21 protein-coding genes, 1 tRNA gene and 1 riboswitch are annotated in these 16,682 nt (G+C 56.2%); of the genes, 13 read left to right on the top strand and 9 right to left on the bottom strand.

The genetic code is table 11. The annotated features are described in order from the left end of the window. Window positions 1-18 precede the first annotated feature (18 nt). Window positions 19-825, top strand: a complete 807-nt coding sequence (locus ABWV47_RS07245; RefSeq protein WP_353310191.1) for an SDR family NAD(P)-dependent oxidoreductase — start codon at window positions 19-21, stop codon at window positions 823-825. Between the two features lie 3 nt (window positions 826-828). On the opposite strand, the gene ABWV47_RS07240 is transcribed toward ABWV47_RS07245, so the two are convergent. The 4 genes from ABWV47_RS07240 to ABWV47_RS07225 all read right to left on the bottom strand — a co-directional run bounded on the left by ABWV47_RS07240 (window position 829) and on the right by ABWV47_RS07225 (window position 4,183). Beyond that, the gene (locus tag ABWV47_RS07240) at window positions 829-1,326 is read right to left on the bottom strand and encodes a SixA phosphatase family protein (RefSeq protein ID WP_353310188.1); all 498 of its coding nucleotides are present in this window, start codon (window positions 1,324-1,326) and stop codon (window positions 829-831) included. Then, a complete protein-coding gene (locus tag ABWV47_RS07235; protein WP_353310186.1) occupies window positions 1,323-1,976 on the bottom strand; it encodes a ferredoxin in 654 nt (217 codons plus the stop codon). Before ABWV47_RS07235 ends, ABWV47_RS07240 begins: the two co-directional genes overlap by 4 nt. Before the next feature lie 119 nt (window positions 1,977-2,095). Further along, a complete protein-coding gene (gene argB / locus ABWV47_RS07230) occupies window positions 2,096-2,959 on the bottom strand; it encodes an acetylglutamate kinase (protein ID WP_353310184.1) in 864 nt (287 codons plus the stop codon). A gap of 207 nt (window positions 2,960-3,166) precedes the next feature. Beyond that, the gene (locus ABWV47_RS07225) at window positions 3,167-4,183 is read right to left on the bottom strand and encodes a zinc-binding alcohol dehydrogenase family protein (protein ID WP_353310181.1); all 1,017 of its coding nucleotides are present in this window, start codon (window positions 4,181-4,183) and stop codon (window positions 3,167-3,169) included. A gap of 100 nt (window positions 4,184-4,283) precedes the next feature. Here ABWV47_RS07225 and ABWV47_RS07220 point away from each other — a divergent pair, with 100 nt between their 5' ends. Further along, a complete protein-coding gene (locus ABWV47_RS07220) occupies window positions 4,284-4,649 on the top strand; it encodes a winged helix-turn-helix transcriptional regulator (RefSeq protein WP_353310179.1) in 366 nt (121 codons plus the stop codon). A gap of 18 nt (window positions 4,650-4,667) precedes the next feature. On the opposite strand, the gene ABWV47_RS07215 is transcribed toward ABWV47_RS07220, so the two are convergent. Together ABWV47_RS07215 and ABWV47_RS07210 are read right to left on the bottom strand one after the other, a co-directional pair. Further along, entirely contained in the window at window positions 4,668-4,988 is a 321-nt protein-coding gene (locus ABWV47_RS07215; RefSeq protein WP_353310177.1) for a putative quinol monooxygenase, read from the bottom strand. 181 nt (window positions 4,989-5,169) lie between these two features. After that, on the bottom strand, window positions 5,170-5,457 hold the full coding sequence (locus tag ABWV47_RS07210; RefSeq protein ID WP_353310176.1) for a putative quinol monooxygenase: 288 nt from the start codon (window positions 5,455-5,457) through the stop codon (window positions 5,170-5,172). Between the two features lie 127 nt (window positions 5,458-5,584). Here ABWV47_RS07210 and ABWV47_RS07205 point away from each other — a divergent pair, with 127 nt between their 5' ends. Next, the gene (locus tag ABWV47_RS07205; protein ID WP_353310175.1) at window positions 5,585-5,935 is read left to right on the top strand and encodes a winged helix-turn-helix transcriptional regulator; all 351 of its coding nucleotides are present in this window, start codon (window positions 5,585-5,587) and stop codon (window positions 5,933-5,935) included. Here the strand turns inward: ABWV47_RS07205 and rnpA are convergent. Both rnpA and rpmH read right to left on the bottom strand, forming a co-directional pair. Then, window positions 5,932-6,384 (bottom strand): ribonuclease P protein component, encoded by a 453-nt coding sequence (rnpA, locus tag ABWV47_RS07200; protein ID WP_353310173.1) that lies wholly within the window; start codon window positions 6,382-6,384, stop codon window positions 5,932-5,934. The two genes, ABWV47_RS07205 and rnpA, sit on opposite strands and share 4 nt — an antisense overlap. 22 nt (window positions 6,385-6,406) lie before the next feature. Continuing rightward, a complete protein-coding gene (rpmH, locus tag ABWV47_RS07195; RefSeq protein WP_005980833.1) occupies window positions 6,407-6,541 on the bottom strand; it encodes a 50S ribosomal protein L34 in 135 nt (44 codons plus the stop codon). Between the two features lie 377 nt (window positions 6,542-6,918). Here rpmH and ABWV47_RS07190 point away from each other — a divergent pair, with 377 nt between their 5' ends. From ABWV47_RS07190 to ABWV47_RS07145, 10 genes are all read left to right on the top strand, one after another. Beyond that, window positions 6,919-7,659: a TVP38/TMEM64 family protein gene (locus tag ABWV47_RS07190; RefSeq protein ID WP_353310164.1), complete on the top strand. Its 741-nt coding sequence runs from the start codon at window positions 6,919-6,921 to the stop codon at window positions 7,657-7,659. Window positions 7,660-7,661: 2 nt separating this feature from the next. Further along, entirely contained in the window at window positions 7,662-9,080 is a 1,419-nt protein-coding gene (locus ABWV47_RS07185) for a dihydrolipoyl dehydrogenase family protein (protein WP_353310161.1), read from the top strand. A gap of 18 nt (window positions 9,081-9,098) precedes the next feature. Then, a complete protein-coding gene (locus ABWV47_RS07180; RefSeq protein ID WP_353310159.1) occupies window positions 9,099-10,487 on the top strand; it encodes a sensor histidine kinase in 1,389 nt (462 codons plus the stop codon). 63 nt (window positions 10,488-10,550) lie between these two features. Then, window positions 10,551-10,627 (top strand) — tRNA-Arg (locus ABWV47_RS07175). A 417-nt stretch (window positions 10,628-11,044) separates the two neighbouring features. Further along, window positions 11,045-11,154: riboswitch (guanidine-I (ykkC/yxkD leader) on the top strand. Window positions 11,155-11,249: 95 nt separating this feature from the next. Beyond that, complete coding sequence (locus tag ABWV47_RS07170; RefSeq protein WP_353310156.1) at window positions 11,250-12,317, top strand: putative urea ABC transporter substrate-binding protein; 1,068 nt, start codon at window positions 11,250-11,252, stop codon at window positions 12,315-12,317. Window positions 12,318-12,371: 54 nt separating this feature from the next. Continuing rightward, window positions 12,372-13,184 (top strand): ABC transporter permease, encoded by an 813-nt coding sequence (locus tag ABWV47_RS07165; protein ID WP_353310154.1) that lies wholly within the window; start codon window positions 12,372-12,374, stop codon window positions 13,182-13,184. Next, the gene (locus tag ABWV47_RS07160) at window positions 13,181-13,939 is read left to right on the top strand and encodes an ATP-binding cassette domain-containing protein (RefSeq protein ID WP_353310151.1); all 759 of its coding nucleotides are present in this window, start codon (window positions 13,181-13,183) and stop codon (window positions 13,937-13,939) included. The genes ABWV47_RS07165 and ABWV47_RS07160 overlap by 4 nt, the downstream gene beginning before the upstream one ends. Next, a complete protein-coding gene (locus ABWV47_RS07155; RefSeq protein ID WP_353310149.1) occupies window positions 13,926-15,200 on the top strand; it encodes an agmatinase family protein in 1,275 nt (424 codons plus the stop codon). The genes ABWV47_RS07160 and ABWV47_RS07155 overlap by 14 nt, the downstream gene beginning before the upstream one ends. Continuing rightward, a complete protein-coding gene (locus ABWV47_RS07150; protein ID WP_353310146.1) occupies window positions 15,200-15,664 on the top strand; it encodes a hypothetical protein in 465 nt (154 codons plus the stop codon). The genes ABWV47_RS07155 and ABWV47_RS07150 overlap by 1 nt, the downstream gene beginning before the upstream one ends. Continuing rightward, entirely contained in the window at window positions 15,661-15,813 is a 153-nt protein-coding gene (locus ABWV47_RS07145) for a hypothetical protein (RefSeq protein ID WP_353310144.1), read from the top strand. Before ABWV47_RS07150 ends, ABWV47_RS07145 begins: the two co-directional genes overlap by 4 nt. 98 nt (window positions 15,814-15,911) lie before the next feature. On the opposite strand, the gene ABWV47_RS07140 is transcribed toward ABWV47_RS07145, so the two are convergent. Then, a complete protein-coding gene (locus ABWV47_RS07140) occupies window positions 15,912-16,646 on the bottom strand; it encodes a proteasome-type protease (RefSeq protein WP_353310141.1) in 735 nt (244 codons plus the stop codon). Window positions 16,647-16,682: the final 36 nt, after the last annotated feature.

The following is a 16,682-nucleotide window of genomic DNA, read 5'->3' as shown; positions in this document are numbered from 1 at the left end:
AAAAGGTGGCAAGCAAGAATGACAAAGACGATTTTGATCACGGGCGCCACGGATGGCATTGGGTATGAGACCGCGAAGCGATTGGTCGCAATGGGGCACTCCGTATTGGTGCACGGGCGAAACACAGAGAAGCTTTCGGCCGTAAAAAGCACGCTCGACACGCTGTCAAAAGGTGCGACGGTGAAAACCTATCAGGCGGATCTATCCCGGTTCGCCGAAGTCGTTCGTCTGTCAGATGAACTGTCTGCGGAGCAGGTTCTGATTGATGTGTTGATCAACAATGCGGGGGTGTTGAAGACGCCAAATCCCTTGACCGAGAGCGGGTTAGACGTGCGATTTGTGGTGAACACATTGGCGCCATATCTGCTGACAAGACGGCTACTGACAAAACTGCCTCCAAACGGACGAGTGGTGAACCTTTCGTCCGCCGCGCAGGCATCTGTGGATGTCGACGCGATGGCTGGCCATGGACGACTCGCTGATATGGAGGCCTACGCACAGAGCAAGCTTGCCCTAACCATTTGGACACAGGAGATGGCGCGCGAGTTGCATGATGGACCGATCTTGGTGGCCGTAAACCCAGGGAGCTTGTTGGCCAGTAAGATGGTCAAAGAAGGTTTTGGATTGGCGGGCAACGATCTTGGGATCGGTGCCGACATTTTGGCCCTCGCGGCATTGTCAGATGACTTTTCCAATGCGTCAGGCCAGTATTTTGATAATGATTCCGGTCGGTTCGTGCCGCCACACCTCGATGCTTCGAACCTTAAAAAAGCTGCGGAAGTCTATGAGGCTGTGCAGACGCTGGTGAAAAAATACAGCCCCTGACTGTTAGGTGTCGATTTCTTTGGGCACAACAAAATCGATCACTTGCCCGGTCCCAAATCGGACATCACCCCAAGTGGCCTGATCGAATTGAAACACAGTTGTGGCGCCGGTTGGGTAGTCGAAAAACCGTGGATGTTTCGGCGTGGTTGAAGCCAACAGGGAAGCCAATGTGGCGATGCCGGGGTTGTGCGCTATGAGCATCACGGTTGCTGCCTGTGCCGTGTGCAGGACCTGCAGCAAGGTGTCTGGGCCGGCGAGGTAGAGCGAGTCTTCGTAGCGCTGCTCTTGCGGCAGGAGACGCATCCGGGCCCATGTCTCCCGTGTTCGTGCCGCGCTTGAGCACAGCAGTTCTTGTGGTAAGTATCCTCGCGTTTCAAGCCAACCACCAAGTGCCCGGGCGGCGGTACGTCCCCGTTTGTTCAGTGGACGCGCATGGTCAGGCTGCAACGGATCGTCCCAACTGGACTTAGCGTGCCGGGTGAGGATCAGGGTGCGGCTCATGGGTGAAAGGCTTTCATATGCAAGGCGGATTGCGCGGCTGGACGGTGTGCGCCGTTGCTGAGGGGACATATTTGGCGGACGTGACAGCCGTGCGACATGCATGCATCCCCATCTGGTGTGTCCAGAAAGGAATGGCAGGCGGCCACATCATAGGCGTTTGTGGCAGAGAGCGCGCCTACAGGGCAGGCGCTTGTGCAGGGTGCTGCGCAGGTGTCACAGGGGCTACGAGACAGGGGTGGTGAGGGCAGAGTAAGCGTGTCCTCTATCAGCACGGCACCGCGCATCGATATCATAAGGCCAACGGTGTCATGTACCAACATCCCCACCGGGCTTTGAAAAAACCGTCCTGATTTCAGGGCCCAAGCGATGAAGGGCGGATAAGGTGGCCCGTCCGACGGAAATTGACAGTCGCCGTCAAATGCCTTTGCCAGCGCGCCAATGACGCGTTTGGACCAACGGTCAATAGGATGAGGTTTTCCGTCGAGGTATTCGGGGGCTGCGGTAAACGTGGGCCAAAAATCGCGTCCTGTGCCAAGGAGAACGAGCGTGCCGGACGTGGTTTCGGTTTGCGCTTCAGCCGACAAATGGAGCGCACCCATTGTCAAAAGACCCGCATGTTGCGCCGCCGTTTGCAGCGCAGCAACGCTCATAGTGGCCTCGTTTGGGCAATTTCCGTAAGCGGTACAAAACGTGTCACAGTGGGCCTCTCAAGCTAACACATAGACTGGCCCGTTGCGCAAATCGTGAGAATAGCGCGCGCTAAGCTGGCCTAGTCGTCTCGGATCATAGACCCTGCACCGTGTTCCGTGAAGAGTTCCAACAGACAGGCATTGGGCGCACGCCCATCCAAGATCACCACGGCGCGCACCCCTTTTTCGATAGCCGAAAGGGCGGTTTCGGTCTTAGGGATCATACCACCCGCGATCACTCCTTCGGTGGTAAGGTCTCGAATTTGTTGCGCTTTTAGTTCGGTCAACACGTTGCCTTCCGCGTTCTTAACCCCTGCCACATCGGTGAGGAGCAGCAGGCGGTCAGCTTGCAGAGCACCGGCGATGGCACCGGCAGCGGTGTCGCCGTTTACATTGAAGGTTTCGCCGTTGCGGCCCGCACCCAAGGGGGCGATCACCGGGATGGTGTCGTTGGCGGAAAGTTCGTGCAGAATCGTGGGATTCATTTCTGCAGGTGTCCCCACAAACCCCAGATCTGGGTTGGTCTGATCACACACCATGAGGTTGGCGTCTTTGCCTGAAAGGCCTACAGCTTTGCCACCTTGGCGGTTGATGGCGGACACGATGCGTTTGTTGACCACGCCGGAAAGCACCATCTCTACCACGTCAACTGTGGCGGCATCGGTCACCCGTTTTCCGTTCACAAATTCTGATTTGATATCAAGCTTTTGAAGCATCGCATTGATCATCGGGCCGCCGCCGTGAACAACCACTGGATTGATGCCAACCTGACGCATCAGGACCACGTCTCGGGCAAAGTCATCCATGGCTTCGTCACTGCCCATAGCGTGGCCGCCAAGCTTGATGACGACAGTCGCATCGCTGTAGCGCTGCAGGTAGGGCAGGGCTTGGGACAGAGTGCGGGCGGTGGCAATCCAATCGCGGTTCATATCTTGTGTCTTCATCTTGGCTGACCTCTTTGAAAGAGCCTGTTACCTGCTCTGAAAAGGCGTGCCAAGGCGCAATGCACGACGCAAGCTCCAAAAGGGGCGAAATGGCCCAAATTAACCCGAATTGGAACGTCGGTATTGCGTCTGTAATGCGGCTGCATTGCGGAGGTGGGAAGTGGGTCGGGGCGCAAAGTGCTAACGCCCCGACCCAGAGGCCTTTGATCAGAAGCCTTCGAGGACAATTTTGCCCTTGGCGTTGCCGCTTTCGATCAGGGCATGAACCTCTTTCAAAGTAGCGGCATCAATTTTGCCTGCCACGTCTGTGACGGTGGTTTTGATGCTGCCTGCGTCGACGAGGGCTGCGACTTCATCAAGCAGTTTGCGCTGAGCGTCGATGTCCGGGGTGCCAAAGAGCGAGCGGGTGAACATCATTTCCCAATGCAGCGAGATCGCTTTCAGTTTCAGAGCCATGATGTTGAGGCCATCGGCGGGATCGTCGATCAGGCCCAAACGGCCCTGTGGGGCCATCAGTTCGACAATTTGATCGTAGTGAGCATCGGTCATGGTGGTGGAGAACACAAAACCTGGTGCGCCAAGGCCAAGGCCGGCCACTTGGGCCGCGAGGGGTTTGCGATGGTCGATCACATGTTGCGCGCCGAGCTCTTTCACCCAATCTTGGGTTTCTGGGCGAGAGGCGGTTGCAATGACGGTCATATCGGTCAGCGCGCGCAGCAACTGGATGGTGATGGACCCGACGCCACCAGCGCCGCCAACAACCAGGATCACATTGCCGCCTTCGGGCGTTGGTCGAGAGACGTTGAGGCGGTCAAACAGCATCTCATACGCGGTGATCGCGGTCAGAGGCAGAGCGGCGGCCTCAGCATCGCTCAGCGTCTTGGGTTTGTGGCCCACAATGCGTTCATCGACGAGATGGAATTCGCTGTTGGTGCCGGGGCGGGCGATGGATCCGGCGTAGTAAACTTTATCGCCCACGCGGAAGTGCTCCACCGCGTCCCCCACGGCGTCAACGGTCCCAACAGCATCGTAGCCAAGCACCCACTGGCTTTGACCTTCCGGCAGCGGGCGTTGGCGAACTTTGGTGTCTACCGGGTTCACAGAAACGGCGGAGACGTTCACAAGGATGTCGCGACCGGTGGGCGTGGGTTTGTCGAGTTCGACGTTGATCAGGCTGTTGTCAGCGTCGATCGGACCGGGTTGGGTGTAAGCGATGGCTTTCATGGGGAAGCTCCTGTTGAAATCTGAAGCCAGAAATATGATATATACTCAAAGGCGCAATACGCACAAAAACCGCCAGTAGTGTCAAAATGGATACCGTTAAATGGTCAAGCCACGTCACGAAAAACCCGATTTCTTTCCCGGCTGCGCCGTGGAGGCCGCAATTCATCTGATTGATGGAAAGTGGAAGTGCGTGGTGCTGTGGCATCTGCTGACCGAGGGAACACTGCGGTTCAACGAGTTGCGACGTCGTATTCCGAAGGTCACGCAGCGGATGTTGACCAACCAATTGCGTGAACTTGAGGAAGACGGGGTGATCCACCGTGAAGTGTACCCGGTGGTGCCACCCAAGGTGGAGTACTCTCTGACGGATATGGGCCGTGAGTTGGAGCCGATACTGCGGTCTCTGCATGAATGGGGCGCGGCGCATATGGATATTTATGAGCGCCCGAAGGTGGTCGTGGGCTAAAGACGCCCTTGCAGAGGATCAGCAGGCGATCAAAATCGGTTTGTTTTCTGCGTTGGCCACTGGTGTGAGTTCTTTGACCAAGAGTTCGCTGACAAGGCCTTTGATTTCAACAAATGCTGCATTGAGTTCGTTGCTGTTTATATAGGCCTGATAGGCCTCGCGGTTGGCCCAGTATTGATGGATGTGGAAGTAATTGGGGTCGTCTTGGCCTTGGTATAGGGAGTACCGCAGGGCGCCTGTCATTTTCTGTGACACCTGTGCCAATTCAGTGAGTGTTTCACGGAGGTGAGACGGATCGTCGACGGTTGCGACAAACGTCAAAAGAACGGTGACAGGCATAGTGTTGCTCAACTTAGATTGTGGTCGTTTGTCTTGAAGACGATCATAGGTTGAGTGCAAAAAAGTTAATTATCAAAGAAAGCAGGCGGCGGGAGGTGGGTTTTTTTGACCTGGGTTTGCGCGGAGCTGATGACGGGATTGGGCTGAAGAGCGGGCGCTAGAGTTGCGCCCGCAACACCGTTCAGTCGACTTTGGACATTTCATTCAACACGAAGCTGTCCACAGCGCCCTCGGTGGCTTCCATGTAGGCCGCCAGATGCGGCGCGTTCATGTGGGTCTGCCAGAGTTCGCGGCTTTCCCAATTCTCATAGAAGACAAAGAAGCCGGGGTTTTCATTGTCCTTGTGCAGATCGTAGTTGATGCAGCCGGGCTCGGAGCGGGTGAGGTCGATCAGCTTTTTGAGCTCGGCTTCGACCAGAGCTTCTTTACCAGACGCGGCGGTAATTTGGGCGAGGATGGTGAGGGACATGATGGTCTCCGTACTAAGGTTTTGTTTCTGTGTGGTCCTTATCTGTGAGTCGGGCTATATGTGACAAGTACGCACCTTTTGGGCATATAGTGTCCATTTGGATACCATAAGTATCGATGAGGCCAGAATGAACAGGTTTGACGACTATGAGTGCAGTGGCGGGTGTCCCGTAGAAGGCGCGCTGGAGCAGATTTCCGGCAAATGGAAAGGGCTGATCATTTTCCATCTTCTGGGTGGGACGTTGCGGTTCAATGAGCTGCGCAGACGTTTGGGGACAGTCACGCAACGGACCTTGACCAAGCAGCTGCGTGAGCTTGAGGCAGTGGGCATTATCACACGTGAGGTGTATGCTGTGGTGCCGCCAAAGGTGGAGTATTCCCTGACCGAGAAGGGGCAAAACTTGCGCTGTGTGGTGGAAGGACTGCGGGCCTGGGGGATGGCGTTTCCGGCCTCCGAAGTCGCGCCGGTGCCAGCTTAAGCTTGAGGCGTCCTTGGCTTCGCAGGGGCGTGCAATTTGCGCAGAGCGTATTTTAAGTCGCCTTGCAGCTCGATCAGATCGCGGATGGCCGTGGCGTCTTTGCGGCCGATCAGCACGTAGTCCCAGCCGGGTTTGCCAAATGTGGGAAGCACAGCGCGGGCAACTTCACGCATGCGCCGTTTGGCACGATTGCGCGCCACGGCGTTGCCAACTTTCTTGGAGCAGGTGTAGCCGACGCGAATGGCCTCCGCGGCCACAGTGTCGTCGTCGCGGCGTTTGCGGGCCTGCACCATCATCGCCTTTGTGCCTTGCTTTCGGGCGCGGGCGGCGGCGAGGAAATCGCTGCGTTTCTTTAAAACGTCCAATGGTCTGTCCAGACAAACGGAAACCGCCGGAGACGCTGTCCCGTGGTTGGCAGGGCCATCCGTGGGGGTCTCCGGCGGTGTCATTCCGTCTAAACGGTCGGTGAGCTTATGCGCTCAGCGACTTACGACCGCGTGCGCGGCGTGCGTTCAGGATTTTGCGGCCAGCTTTGGTGGCCATGCGCGCACGGAAACCGTGGCGGCGTTTACGAACCAGGTTCGAAGGTTGGTAGGTGCGTTTCATCGCTCCGTCTCCGTAAGTTGTTTCAGTGGGCGTCGGCGTGAGATTCGCGATGCCTGTCTATTCGAAGCCCGGTCAATAGACGGGGCTGTGGGATAAGTCAAACGGCAGATGGCGGTTTTTTGGCAAAAACACAAGGGCCGTTCATAAAACCTTAAAAAGAGCAGCCATTTGGATGTGACACACTGCCGAAATCGGGGTTTGGATTGTCATCTAACAGGGTGCAGCGCGGCCATCAACGGCTCTGGAGGGCGCGTTTTGTTACGCTTTGGCGCTGATTCCTCACAAAACGCGGGTCCGCGATCAAGCGCGCGTGAGGTGCCTGTTGTTTTACTCGGACGTAACGCATGTTGAGGCAAGACGAAGGAAACGGATCAAAGATGTCAGACGTGACCAACACACCACAGGATACCAAATCGAAATGGGCGCGGCTGTTGCCGCTGGCAGCGATTGCGGCTGGTGCGGTGCTGGGGGCCTATGCGCTGGGCGACTACCTGAACTTTGAGACCTTGCGAGACAACCGCGAGATGCTGATTGCCTATCGCGACGCGCATTACGGATTGGCCGTGTTGGTCTTTATGGTGATTTACGTGGTGATTGCGGGTTTTTCCCTGCCGGGCGCCACAATAGCGACGCTCACAGGGGGCTTTCTGTTTGGCACCTTTCCGGGCGTGTTGTTCAACGTGGCTGCGGCAACCTTGGGGGCGACGGTGATTTTCCTGGCCGCGCGCTGGGGACTGGGCGATCGTCTGGCCGCAAAGATGGATGCCGGTGAGGGGCGTGTGAAGGCCATTAAGGATGGGATTGATGAAAACCAGTGGTCGATGTTGTTCATCATCCGCTTGGTGCCACTTGTGCCGTTTTTTGTTGCCAACCTTATTCCCGCGCTCGTTGGCGTGTCGTTGTGGCGTTATGTGGTGTCGACCTTTGTGGGCATCATTCCGGGCGGATTGGTTTACACCTCCGTCGGGGCAGGCCTTGGCGAAGTGTTTGCGCGTGGAGAAACGCCGGATTTGGGCATCATTTTTGAGCCACATGTGTTGTTGCCCATTCTCGGGCTTGCGGCGCTGGCGATGTTGCCTGTTGTTTTGAAGCTCATCCGCGGCAAAGAGGCGCTGTAACTATGGAACAGATCAAAACAGATGTGCTGGTGATCGGTGCCGGCTCTGGCGGGTTGTCCGTGGCGGCGGGTGCTGCACAGATGGGTGCAAACGTGGTTCTGCTGGAAGGCCATAAGATGGGCGGGGATTGCCTGAACTTTGGCTGCGTCCCCTCCAAAGCGTTGTTGGCCAGCGGCAAGGCTGCCCACGGGCAGACCAAAGCGGGTGTGTTTGGTGTGGCGGATCAGGCGCCGCAGGTGGATTACGCCGCCGCCAAGGCACATGTGAAAGACGTGATCGCCCAGATCGAACCCATGGACAGCCAAGAGCGGTTCGAAGGGTTTGGTGTGCGCGTGATCCGTGAATTTGGCCATTTTGTCAGCCCACGCGTGGTGCAGGCCGGAGACCACCAGATCACCGCCCGGCGGGTGGTGATTGCCACGGGGTCGCGCCCGTTTGTGCCCCCAATTCCCGGTTTGGACGACGTGCCATACCTGACCAATGAAACCCTGTTTGATCTGACCGAGACACCGGAGCATCTGTTGATCATTGGTGGCGGTCCTATTGGAATGGAGATGGCACAGGCGCATGTGCGGTTGGGTATCAAGGTTACCGTGATTGAGGGTGCGAAGGCACTGGGACGGGACGATCCGGAGATGGCGGCGATTGTGTTGGACCGTCTGCGCAGCGAAGGTGTTGAGATTGCCGAGGATGCCATGGCAAAGTCGGTCTCTGAAGCTGATGGCGTGATCTCGGTCGAAACGCTGGATGGCCGCAGCTTCGCGGGGTCACATCTTTTGGTGGCTGTGGGGCGCAAGGCAAACACAGCGCAACTTAATCTGAAAGCCGCGGAGATTGAGACCCACAAGACGGGCATCACGGTGGATGCGGCGATGAAAACCACAAACCGGCGTGTCTATGCCATCGGTGATGTGGCTGGTGGGGCGCAATTCACCCACGTGGCAGGCTATCAAGCTGGCGTGATCATACGGTCTATGTTGTTTGGGTTACCCGCTAAGGCGCGCACCGATCACATTCCTTATGCCACTTACACCGACCCGGAGCTGGCGCAGATTGGGCTGACCGAGGCGCAAGCGCGGGCGCAGTATGGCGACAAGCTGACTGTGACGCGCTTTGAGAGCCATCACAATGACCGCCTCATTGCCGAACGCAATGCTTATGGGCTGATCAAAGCGATGGTGGTCAAAGGCCGCCCTGTGGGGGTGTCGATTGCGGGACCGCACGCCGGGGAACTGATCAATCTGTGGGCCTTGGTGATGGCCAATAAGCTCAAGATGAGCGCGGTTGCTGGCATGGTGTCACCCTATCCAACCGTGGGCGAAATCAACAAGCGGGTTGCAGGGGCCTATTTCTCACCCCAACTGTTTGATAATCCTAGAGTCAAACAGGTGGTCGGCTTTGTACAACGCTGGCTGCCCTAACCAGAACGGTCACGCATTATGCTCAATTCGCTTTCAGGTCGGTTCCTGATCCTGACAGTCATCTTTGTGATGCTGGCGGAAATACTGATCTTTGTGCCGTCGGTGGCGCGCTACCGCGAAGACTACCTGTTGTTGCGTTTGGAGCGTGCACAGATCGCGTCTTTGGCACTCTTGGCCGACGATATGATCGATATGGACCTGGAAGAAGAGCTGCTGCAGAACGCGGGTGTGTACAACGTGGTGTTGCGGCGCGATGAAATGCGCCAACTGATCCTGAGCTCACCGATTCCAGAACCGATCAGCGATACCTATGACATGCGTGGGGCGACCGCAGGTGTGTTGATCCGGGACGCAATGATGCAGCTGCTGGATCAAGACGCGCGGGTGGTGCGGGTGATTGGTGCACCGGTGCAAGAGGCGGGCCTCTTGATTGAAGTCACCATGGGCACGCAGGAACTGCGGGCAGCGATGATTGATTATGGCGTGCGGATTTTGCTGCTGTCTGCGGTGATTTCGGTGGTCACAGCGTTTCTGTTGTTCCTGGCTGTGCGCGCCATTTTGGTGCGCCCCATCAAAGGTGTGGTGGGCTATATGCAGACCTATGCTGCAGCCCCTGAAGATGCGCGCAGTGTGATCACGCCGCGCTCTGGCGTGACCGAGCTTCGGGAGGCCGAAGAAGCGCTGTTGGCGCTTCAGACCGAGCTCACAGCCTCGCTTAAGCAACGCGAACGGCTGGCGCAACTGGGCGGCGCGGTGGCCAAGGTGAGCCATGATTTGCGCAATATCCTGACTTCGGCGCAGTTGTTCACTGACCGCATTGAGGGCAGTGAGGATCCGCTTGTGCGGCGTTTGGCGCCCAAGCTTGTGAACTCGATCACACGTGCCGTGAACCTGTGTGAGGGTACATTGGCCTTTGGCAAAGCAGAAGAACCTGCACCTAACCTCACGCGCTTTCCGCTTGGTGAAGTGGTGGGGGATGTGGTGGCCAGCGAGCGGCTTGCGGTGGAAGATTTTGACCTGAGTTTTGCGGATGACATTCCGGCGGGATTGATGGTGCGGGCAGATCCAGAGCAGATGTTTCGGGTGGTGAGCAATCTGGTGCGCAATGCGCGTCAGGCGATTGTGGCCAGTGGTCAGCCGGGTGAAATTGCTGTGGCGGCGACTGAGACAGACGATGCTTGGATGATCACGGTGCGCGACACCGGGCCCGGGTTGCCACCTAAAGCACAAGAGCATCTGTTCACGCCGTTCCAAGGTGGGATTCGCAAGGGTGGCACCGGTCTGGGCTTGGCCATTTCCGCGGAACTGGTGCGCGGGCACGGCGGGTCGGTGGCGTTGTCATACACCGGTTGCGACGGAACCAGCTTTGAAATTTGCCTCCCCAAAGGGGAAGTGGCGAGAAAATGATTTTTCTTACTTTTTGCTCTTGCGCTCCCCTCCGGTTGGCTCTAAATCCCCCAAACACACCGCGCTCTGGTAGCTCAGCTGGATAGAGTACCTGACTACGAATCAGGGGGTCGGGGGTTCGAATCCTCCCCAGAGCGCCACTTTCCAAACTCAGTTTAGAGATCTTCCTCGGTTGGAAGTTTTTGAGTTTTGAGTTCTCACACCCCCCATTTTTGATGTGTTTTGGTTTGGTGCGCGTGGCGCCGGGTTTGGTATGTGCTGATGGCTGCGATCATGGGTTGTTGCCGCTGTATCTGGATGTTTTGTCAGGAGCGTCGTTGTTTGCGTGCCCGCTTGGCTGCTCTTGATTTTGCGCCGTCGGAGCGGATTGAGCCACCGCAGATTTGGGAATGTGGCGTCTGACCGGAGCGCGCCAACATCGCATTTCAGGAAGAACCGCGCCAAAGCTTTCATCAAATCGGGTCATTTGAGTCCAATTTTTAATCTCTGAGCGGCGGTTTCGTTGGTCGAGGGGGGCAAATCGTTGATTGGTCCAAGAGGTTGGCCGTTCAATGGTGGAGCAGGACGCTTAGGGTTCCGCCGCAAATATCTGCGGGTCAGGTCCGAGAAGCGTCACCTTGTTGGCAAAATCCGGCAAGGCACACGGCGGGGCAAAATCCCGGGAGACTACTGCGCTGGTTTCGTCCGCGCCTCTTCTCTTTGTTCCGCCAGCGGCCCGCGAACCTACACAAGCTTCGGCGGAGCGCTACAACGGGGAAAGACATGAAACTTACGAAACTAATGTCCGCAACCGCCCTTGCTCTGGGTGTATTGTCTGCCGCAGCTGCGCCATTGGCCGCTGAAGAGAAAACCGAATTCAAGCTGGCTTGGTCGATCTATGTTGGTTGGATGCCTTGGGGGTATCTTGAGGATTCTGGCATCATGGACAAATGGGCCGACAAATACGGCATCGATGTCGAGATTGTTCAGTTCAATGACTATGTTGAATCGATCAACCAATACACGGCTGGTGCCTTTGATGGGGTGTCTGCAACCAATATGGACACGCTTTCCATCCCGTCGGGAGGTGGCGTGGATACCACCGCCTTGATTGTGGGCGATTATTCCAATGGCAACGACGCGGTCATACTGAAAGGTGACGGGGGGATTGAGGCGCTCAAGGGCAAGCCTGTGAATCTTGTTGAGCTGTCAGTGTCACACTATCTGTTGGCGCGTGCGCTGGACACTGTGGGCTTGGAAGAAGCGGACCTTGACGGTGTGATCAACACATCTGACGCGGATATGATTGCAGCCTACGCCACCAAAGACGTCGAAGCGGTGGTCACATGGAACCCGTTGGTCTCTGAGATCACCGGCTCAAACCCTGACGCGAACACGCTTTTTGACAGCTCTGACATTCCCGGCGAGATCCTCGACCTCATGGTGGTCAACACCGAAACGCTGGCGGACAATCCCGCATTTGGGAAAGCCGTTGCCGGGGCGTGGTATGAGGTCATGTCGTTGATGGCAGCAGGTGATGAGGAGGTGCTGACGGCTTTGGCTGAGGCATCGGGAACCGATTTGGCAGGTTACAAAGCCCAGCTGGAAGCCACCGAGATGTTCTTCTCACCTGCGGATGCTGTTGCGCAGGCGCGCGCTTCAGATCTGCCTGCAACTATGACCAAAGTGGCTGATTTCCTTTTTGACAAAGGCATCTTGGGCGAAGGTGCCCCAAGTGCGGATTTTGTTGGCATTGCCTACCCAGACGGCGCGACGTCTGGAGACGCATCCAACGTCAAATTCCGCTTTGACACCACCTACATGCAAATGGCCGCCGACGGCGCGCTGTAATTCAACAACGGATGTGCCCGGTTCAAATCCGGGCACAAGACCGGAGGTTTTACGATGCGTCTGATCAATCATATTCCCAACCGCGCCGGGGGCCTGTTTTTGGCAGCCTTGCCGTTCATTGCCGTCTTGATCGCCTACTCAGTGGCATCAGACATACGGCTGAGCGCCAATCCACAGGACAAGCTGTTGCCTGCGCCTTCGACGATTTTGAGCACAGCAGAGCGGCTGTTCACGGAGCCTGACCGGCGTTCAAAGGACATTCTGCTGTGGAAAGACACATTCGCCAGCTTGGCCAGGTTGGTTGGTGGGGTCTCGATTTCGGCGGCCATTTCGTTGGCTCTTGGATTGGCAATTGGTCTTTTTCCTTATGCTCGGTCCTTTATGTCTGGATTTGTGTCGGTGTTATCCATGGTGCCGCCGCTTGCCTTATTGCCGATTTTGTTCATCGTTTTTGGATTGGGCGAGACATCCAAGGTTGTGTTGATTGTGATCGGGATCACGCCCTTTATGACCCGTGATCTGTCGCAGCGGGTTCTGGATATTCCGCGCGAGCAGATCGTGAAAGCACAGACACTTGGTGCCTCAAGCCTGGTGATTGCCTGGCGCGTCGCGTTGCCGCAAATTCTACCGCGGCTGATCTCAAATATCAGACTGTCACTTGGCTCTGCTTGGCTGTTTTTGATTGCCGCAGAAGCGGTGGCCTCCAATGTGGGGCTTGGGTACCGCATCTTCCTTGTGCGGCGGTATCTGGCGATGGACGTGATCCTGACCTACGTCATATGGATCACCGCTTTGGCCTTTGTGATTGATTGGCTGCTCAAGACGCTTTCGCGCAAATCCTTTCCATGGATGGAGGCGGGTCTATGAGCTTTGTTTCTGTGTCCAACGTTTGGAAAAAATACAACAATCGTTCGATCATCGAGCGGGTCAATGTCGACATCCTTGAAGGTGAATTCATCTCGATTGTTGGTGCGTCCGGCTGTGGAAAATCGACCTTTTTGCGCATGCTGTTGGCCGAGGAAACACCCTCGCGCGGGGAGATCCGTATTGACGGCGGCGCCCCTGCCAAAGAACCCAATCAAGAACGTGGTGTGGTGTTCCAGAAGTATTCTGTCTTTCCGCATCTGTCGGTGCGAGAGAATCTAATTGCAGGGGAAGGCTTTGTTACACCGTTCGGAAAGCTGTTTGGCACAAAGCGGCGCGTTGCCGTAGCGCGCGCCGATGAGATGCTCGAACGCATTGGGCTCAACCATGTTGCGGATCAATTTCCGGCCGCTCTTTCCGGAGGGATGCAGCAACGGTTGGCGATTGGCCAAGCCATGTCTGCGCGCCCTCGCATATTGCTTTTGGATGAACCGTTTGGGGCGCTGGACCCCGGCACACGTATTCAAATGCATGATTTTCTTATGGAGCTGCGTGACGAGACCAACATGACCGTGTTCATGGTCACGCATGACCTGCAGGAAGGGTTCAAACTCGGGGACCGTGTTCTGGTCTTTGATAAGCCGCGCTGGGACCCGCATGACCCAGGCATGTATGGCGCGACCATCACCTATGACTTTGATGCCCGCGATGGGGGTATCCCGTTTCAAATGAAGGAGGAAACTGATGTTTCTGAATGATCGGGATCGTTCCCGCTCTCACCACCCTGTTGATGTTCAGGGGGCCGTAGACGCTCGCGACAAGCGGCACCATCATCCGGACCTGACCAAATTGGCAGGCTGGAAAGCCATGCAGAAAGAAGCGGATCTCCCGGAGGGGCGCCATGATGAAGAGCGTCGCTGGGCGCTGCGTATGGGGCTCACGGGTGCAGATGCGATTGAAGACAAATCGATCCCAACATTTGCACGCGGAGAGTTGCCGCATTTTGCCGGTATCAATACTTTCCTAAAGGCGCCTTATGCTGAAGATGTTTTGGAAGTGGCCAATTATGACGCCACGGTTCTGGGCATTCCGTTTGACGGGGGGACGACCTATCGCCCCGGCACACGGTTTGGGCCTCAGGGGTTGCGAAAAATCTCGGCGCTTTACACGCCTTACAACTACGAGCTTGGTGTCGATCTGCGCGAACAAATGACCCTCTGTGACGCGGGTGATGTCTTTACGATCCCAGCCAACATTGAAAAGAGCTTTGATCAGATCAGCCGGGGTGTGAGCCATGTTTTCAGCTCCGGGTCGTTGCCGATCATGATTGGTGGGGACCACTCGATTGGGTTCCCATGTGTGCGCGGCATTGCGGAATGCACCTCTAAAAAGATTGGCATCGTGCATTTTGACCGTCATGCGGACATCCAAGAGAAAGACCTTGATGAGCGGATGCACACCACCCCGTGGTTCCATTCCACAAACCTGCCCAATGTGCCTGCGACAAACCTTGTGCAAATCGGCATCGGCGGCTGGCAGGTGCCACGCGAGGCGGTCAAGGTCGCGCGGGAGCGAAACACCAACATCATCACCATGGGTGACATGGAAAAGATGGGCATCGACAAAACCATCGAAATGGCGCTGGAAATGGCGTGGAAAGACGTCGACATGGTGTATCTGTCATTTGACATCGACAGCATTGACTGTGGGTTTGTCCCCGGCACCGGGTGGCCTGAGCCCGGCGGGTTCCTGCCCCGTGAAGCCCTCGCGTTGGCGTCGGGCATCGCAGCCGAAGGCATTTGCGGCATGGAACTGGTTGAGGTGTCTCCACCTTATGACACCTCAGACATCACGGCGTTGATGGGAACACGGGTGATTGTTGATGTGCTGGGCGCTTTGGTGTCAAACGGCAAACTTGGCGCGCACAAGCGGCACATCGATAAGCCGGTTTCCTTGCCACATGGAGAGTTTGAGGGGCGGCGCTGGTCCAATCCGACACCGCACAAGGTGGGCGAATAATGCCACATGATCACCCACACGACCATTTCGGTGGTCATTCTCACCACGACCATGCCCACCACGGGCATGGTCACAACCACGCGCATGGCGACCACCTGCACAGCCATATGCATGACCACGACGAGGCGGCTGATATCCAAGTCTTGGCCACCCAGTTTATCGAAGGGTTTCTGCAGGCCTCTGACAAATCCAGCTATCTTAAGCTAGCGGGGGTGCCATTTGAGCGTCCATCCAAAGACGGCGCCAAGGCACTGAAACTGATTGATGTAGAACTCAAAACCGATTGGCAGGTTGGCACCGCGTCTCCGTCATTTGGATCACGTGACCTTAGTTACCTGCCGTTTCCGGGTGAAATGGTTCAGGAACGCACCAATATGTCGCTGATTTACGTCTCGATGGATGAAAAATCCACGTTTGACGTGCGCGATTTCTTAGCCCAACGAAAACAGGAGATAGAGACATGAAACTGAGTCTTTCCATCATCACGTCATTGGCCTTTGCCGCCCCGGCGTTTGCCCATGTAGAGGGGCATTTTCACACCCACGGCGCAGAGAGTTTTCTGATTTTGGCCGGGATCGCAGCTGTTGTGGCCGTTTTGGCCTTCAGGCGGTGATCAGACGTCATCCTCTTTGAGTTGGCGGTGGATGTCAGCTCAAAGAGAGTACGTTGTTGTTAGAGTCCAATTGCGATGGCGCCTTGGACTCTGATGTCTTAGGTGAACGTGAACTGAAACATGTCGTGGAACGCGTTGCGCAGCGCACCGGACCACGCCTCTGACAGCGCGAGATAGTTTGGATCATTGTCTTCGATCCGGCTTATTTGGCTAAAACGCAGCTCGTCACCTGCAATCACGGAGAGATCCAAAGGCATGCCAACGGACAGGTTGGAGCGCAGTGTTGAGTCCATTGAGAGAAGGGCGGCAGTGACGCAAACATTGACAGGGGAGTCGATGTTGATCACGCGATCCAAAATCGGTTTGCCGTATTTGTGTTCGCCAATCTGGAAATAGGGTGTGTCTTCTCCGGCCTCAATGAAATTGCCAGCAGAATAGACATGGAACAGGCGCATGGTTCCGCCGATCCGTTGGCCCCCCACAATAATTGAGGAGATGGTGCTTTCGCCCATTTGCGAAAGATTGGTGCCGTATCGCGTTTGAATAACGCGCATGGCGTCCCCGACAATTTCGGCCACCCGGAACATAGACTCTGCATTCAAGAGCGTGTCGATGCCGTCTTGAGGTTTGTCGATGTTTTCCTGCAAGAGGCTCACGACCGCCTGAGTGATTGCAAGATTTCCGGAGGTCATCAATGTGATGACCCGATCGCCTGGAACTTCCCAAGTGAACATTTTTTTGTACTTAGAGATGTTGTCGACACCTGCGTTGGTGCGGGTGTCAGATAAGAAAACCATTCCGGTGTTGGTTTTTATGGCGACGCAGTAGGTCATCAGGCCTCAAACTTCCTTTGCAAGCCCAGCCAAGAT

It is taken from the genome of Shimia sp. NS0008-38b (genome assembly GCF_040370365.1).
Lineage (GTDB): Bacteria > Pseudomonadota > Alphaproteobacteria > Rhodobacterales > Rhodobacteraceae > Shimia.
The sequence above is the reverse complement of the archived record's forward strand: the minus strand, read 5'-3'. Positions and strand labels throughout refer to the sequence as shown.

Coding starts and splice junctions, on each gene's coding strand:
- ABWV47_RS07245 (WP_353310191.1), top strand. CDS start 19: ATGACAAAGACGATTTTGATCACGGGCGCCACGGATGGCATTGGGTAT.
- ABWV47_RS07240 (WP_353310188.1), bottom strand. CDS start 1,326: ATGAGCCGCACCCTGATCCTCACCCGGCACGCTAAGTCCAGTTGGGAC.
- ABWV47_RS07235 (WP_353310186.1), bottom strand. CDS start 1,976: ATGAGCGTTGCTGCGCTGCAAACGGCGGCGCAACATGCGGGTCTTTTG.
- argB (WP_353310184.1), bottom strand. CDS start 2,959: ATGAAGACACAAGATATGAACCGCGATTGGATTGCCACCGCCCGCACT.
- ABWV47_RS07225 (WP_353310181.1), bottom strand. CDS start 4,183: ATGAAAGCCATCGCTTACACCCAACCCGGTCCGATCGACGCTGACAAC.
- ABWV47_RS07220 (WP_353310179.1), top strand. CDS start 4,284: ATGGTCAAGCCACGTCACGAAAAACCCGATTTCTTTCCCGGCTGCGCC.
- ABWV47_RS07215 (WP_353310177.1), bottom strand. CDS start 4,988: ATGCCTGTCACCGTTCTTTTGACGTTTGTCGCAACCGTCGACGATCCG.
- ABWV47_RS07210 (WP_353310176.1), bottom strand. CDS start 5,457: ATGTCCCTCACCATCCTCGCCCAAATTACCGCCGCGTCTGGTAAAGAA.
- ABWV47_RS07205 (WP_353310175.1), top strand. CDS start 5,585: ATGAACAGGTTTGACGACTATGAGTGCAGTGGCGGGTGTCCCGTAGAA.
- rnpA (WP_353310173.1), bottom strand. CDS start 6,384: ATGACACCGCCGGAGACCCCCACGGATGGCCCTGCCAACCACGGGACA.
- rpmH (WP_005980833.1), bottom strand. CDS start 6,541: ATGAAACGCACCTACCAACCTTCGAACCTGGTTCGTAAACGCCGCCAC.
- ABWV47_RS07190 (WP_353310164.1), top strand. CDS start 6,919: ATGTCAGACGTGACCAACACACCACAGGATACCAAATCGAAATGGGCG.
- ABWV47_RS07185 (WP_353310161.1), top strand. CDS start 7,662: ATGGAACAGATCAAAACAGATGTGCTGGTGATCGGTGCCGGCTCTGGC.
- ABWV47_RS07180 (WP_353310159.1), top strand. CDS start 9,099: ATGCTCAATTCGCTTTCAGGTCGGTTCCTGATCCTGACAGTCATCTTT.
- ABWV47_RS07170 (WP_353310156.1), top strand. CDS start 11,250: ATGAAACTTACGAAACTAATGTCCGCAACCGCCCTTGCTCTGGGTGTA.
- ABWV47_RS07165 (WP_353310154.1), top strand. CDS start 12,372: ATGCGTCTGATCAATCATATTCCCAACCGCGCCGGGGGCCTGTTTTTG.
- ABWV47_RS07160 (WP_353310151.1), top strand. CDS start 13,181: ATGAGCTTTGTTTCTGTGTCCAACGTTTGGAAAAAATACAACAATCGT.
- ABWV47_RS07155 (WP_353310149.1), top strand. CDS start 13,926: ATGTTTCTGAATGATCGGGATCGTTCCCGCTCTCACCACCCTGTTGAT.
- ABWV47_RS07150 (WP_353310146.1), top strand. CDS start 15,200: ATGCCACATGATCACCCACACGACCATTTCGGTGGTCATTCTCACCAC.
- ABWV47_RS07145 (WP_353310144.1), top strand. CDS start 15,661: ATGAAACTGAGTCTTTCCATCATCACGTCATTGGCCTTTGCCGCCCCG.
- ABWV47_RS07140 (WP_353310141.1), bottom strand. CDS start 16,646: ATGACCTACTGCGTCGCCATAAAAACCAACACCGGAATGGTTTTCTTA.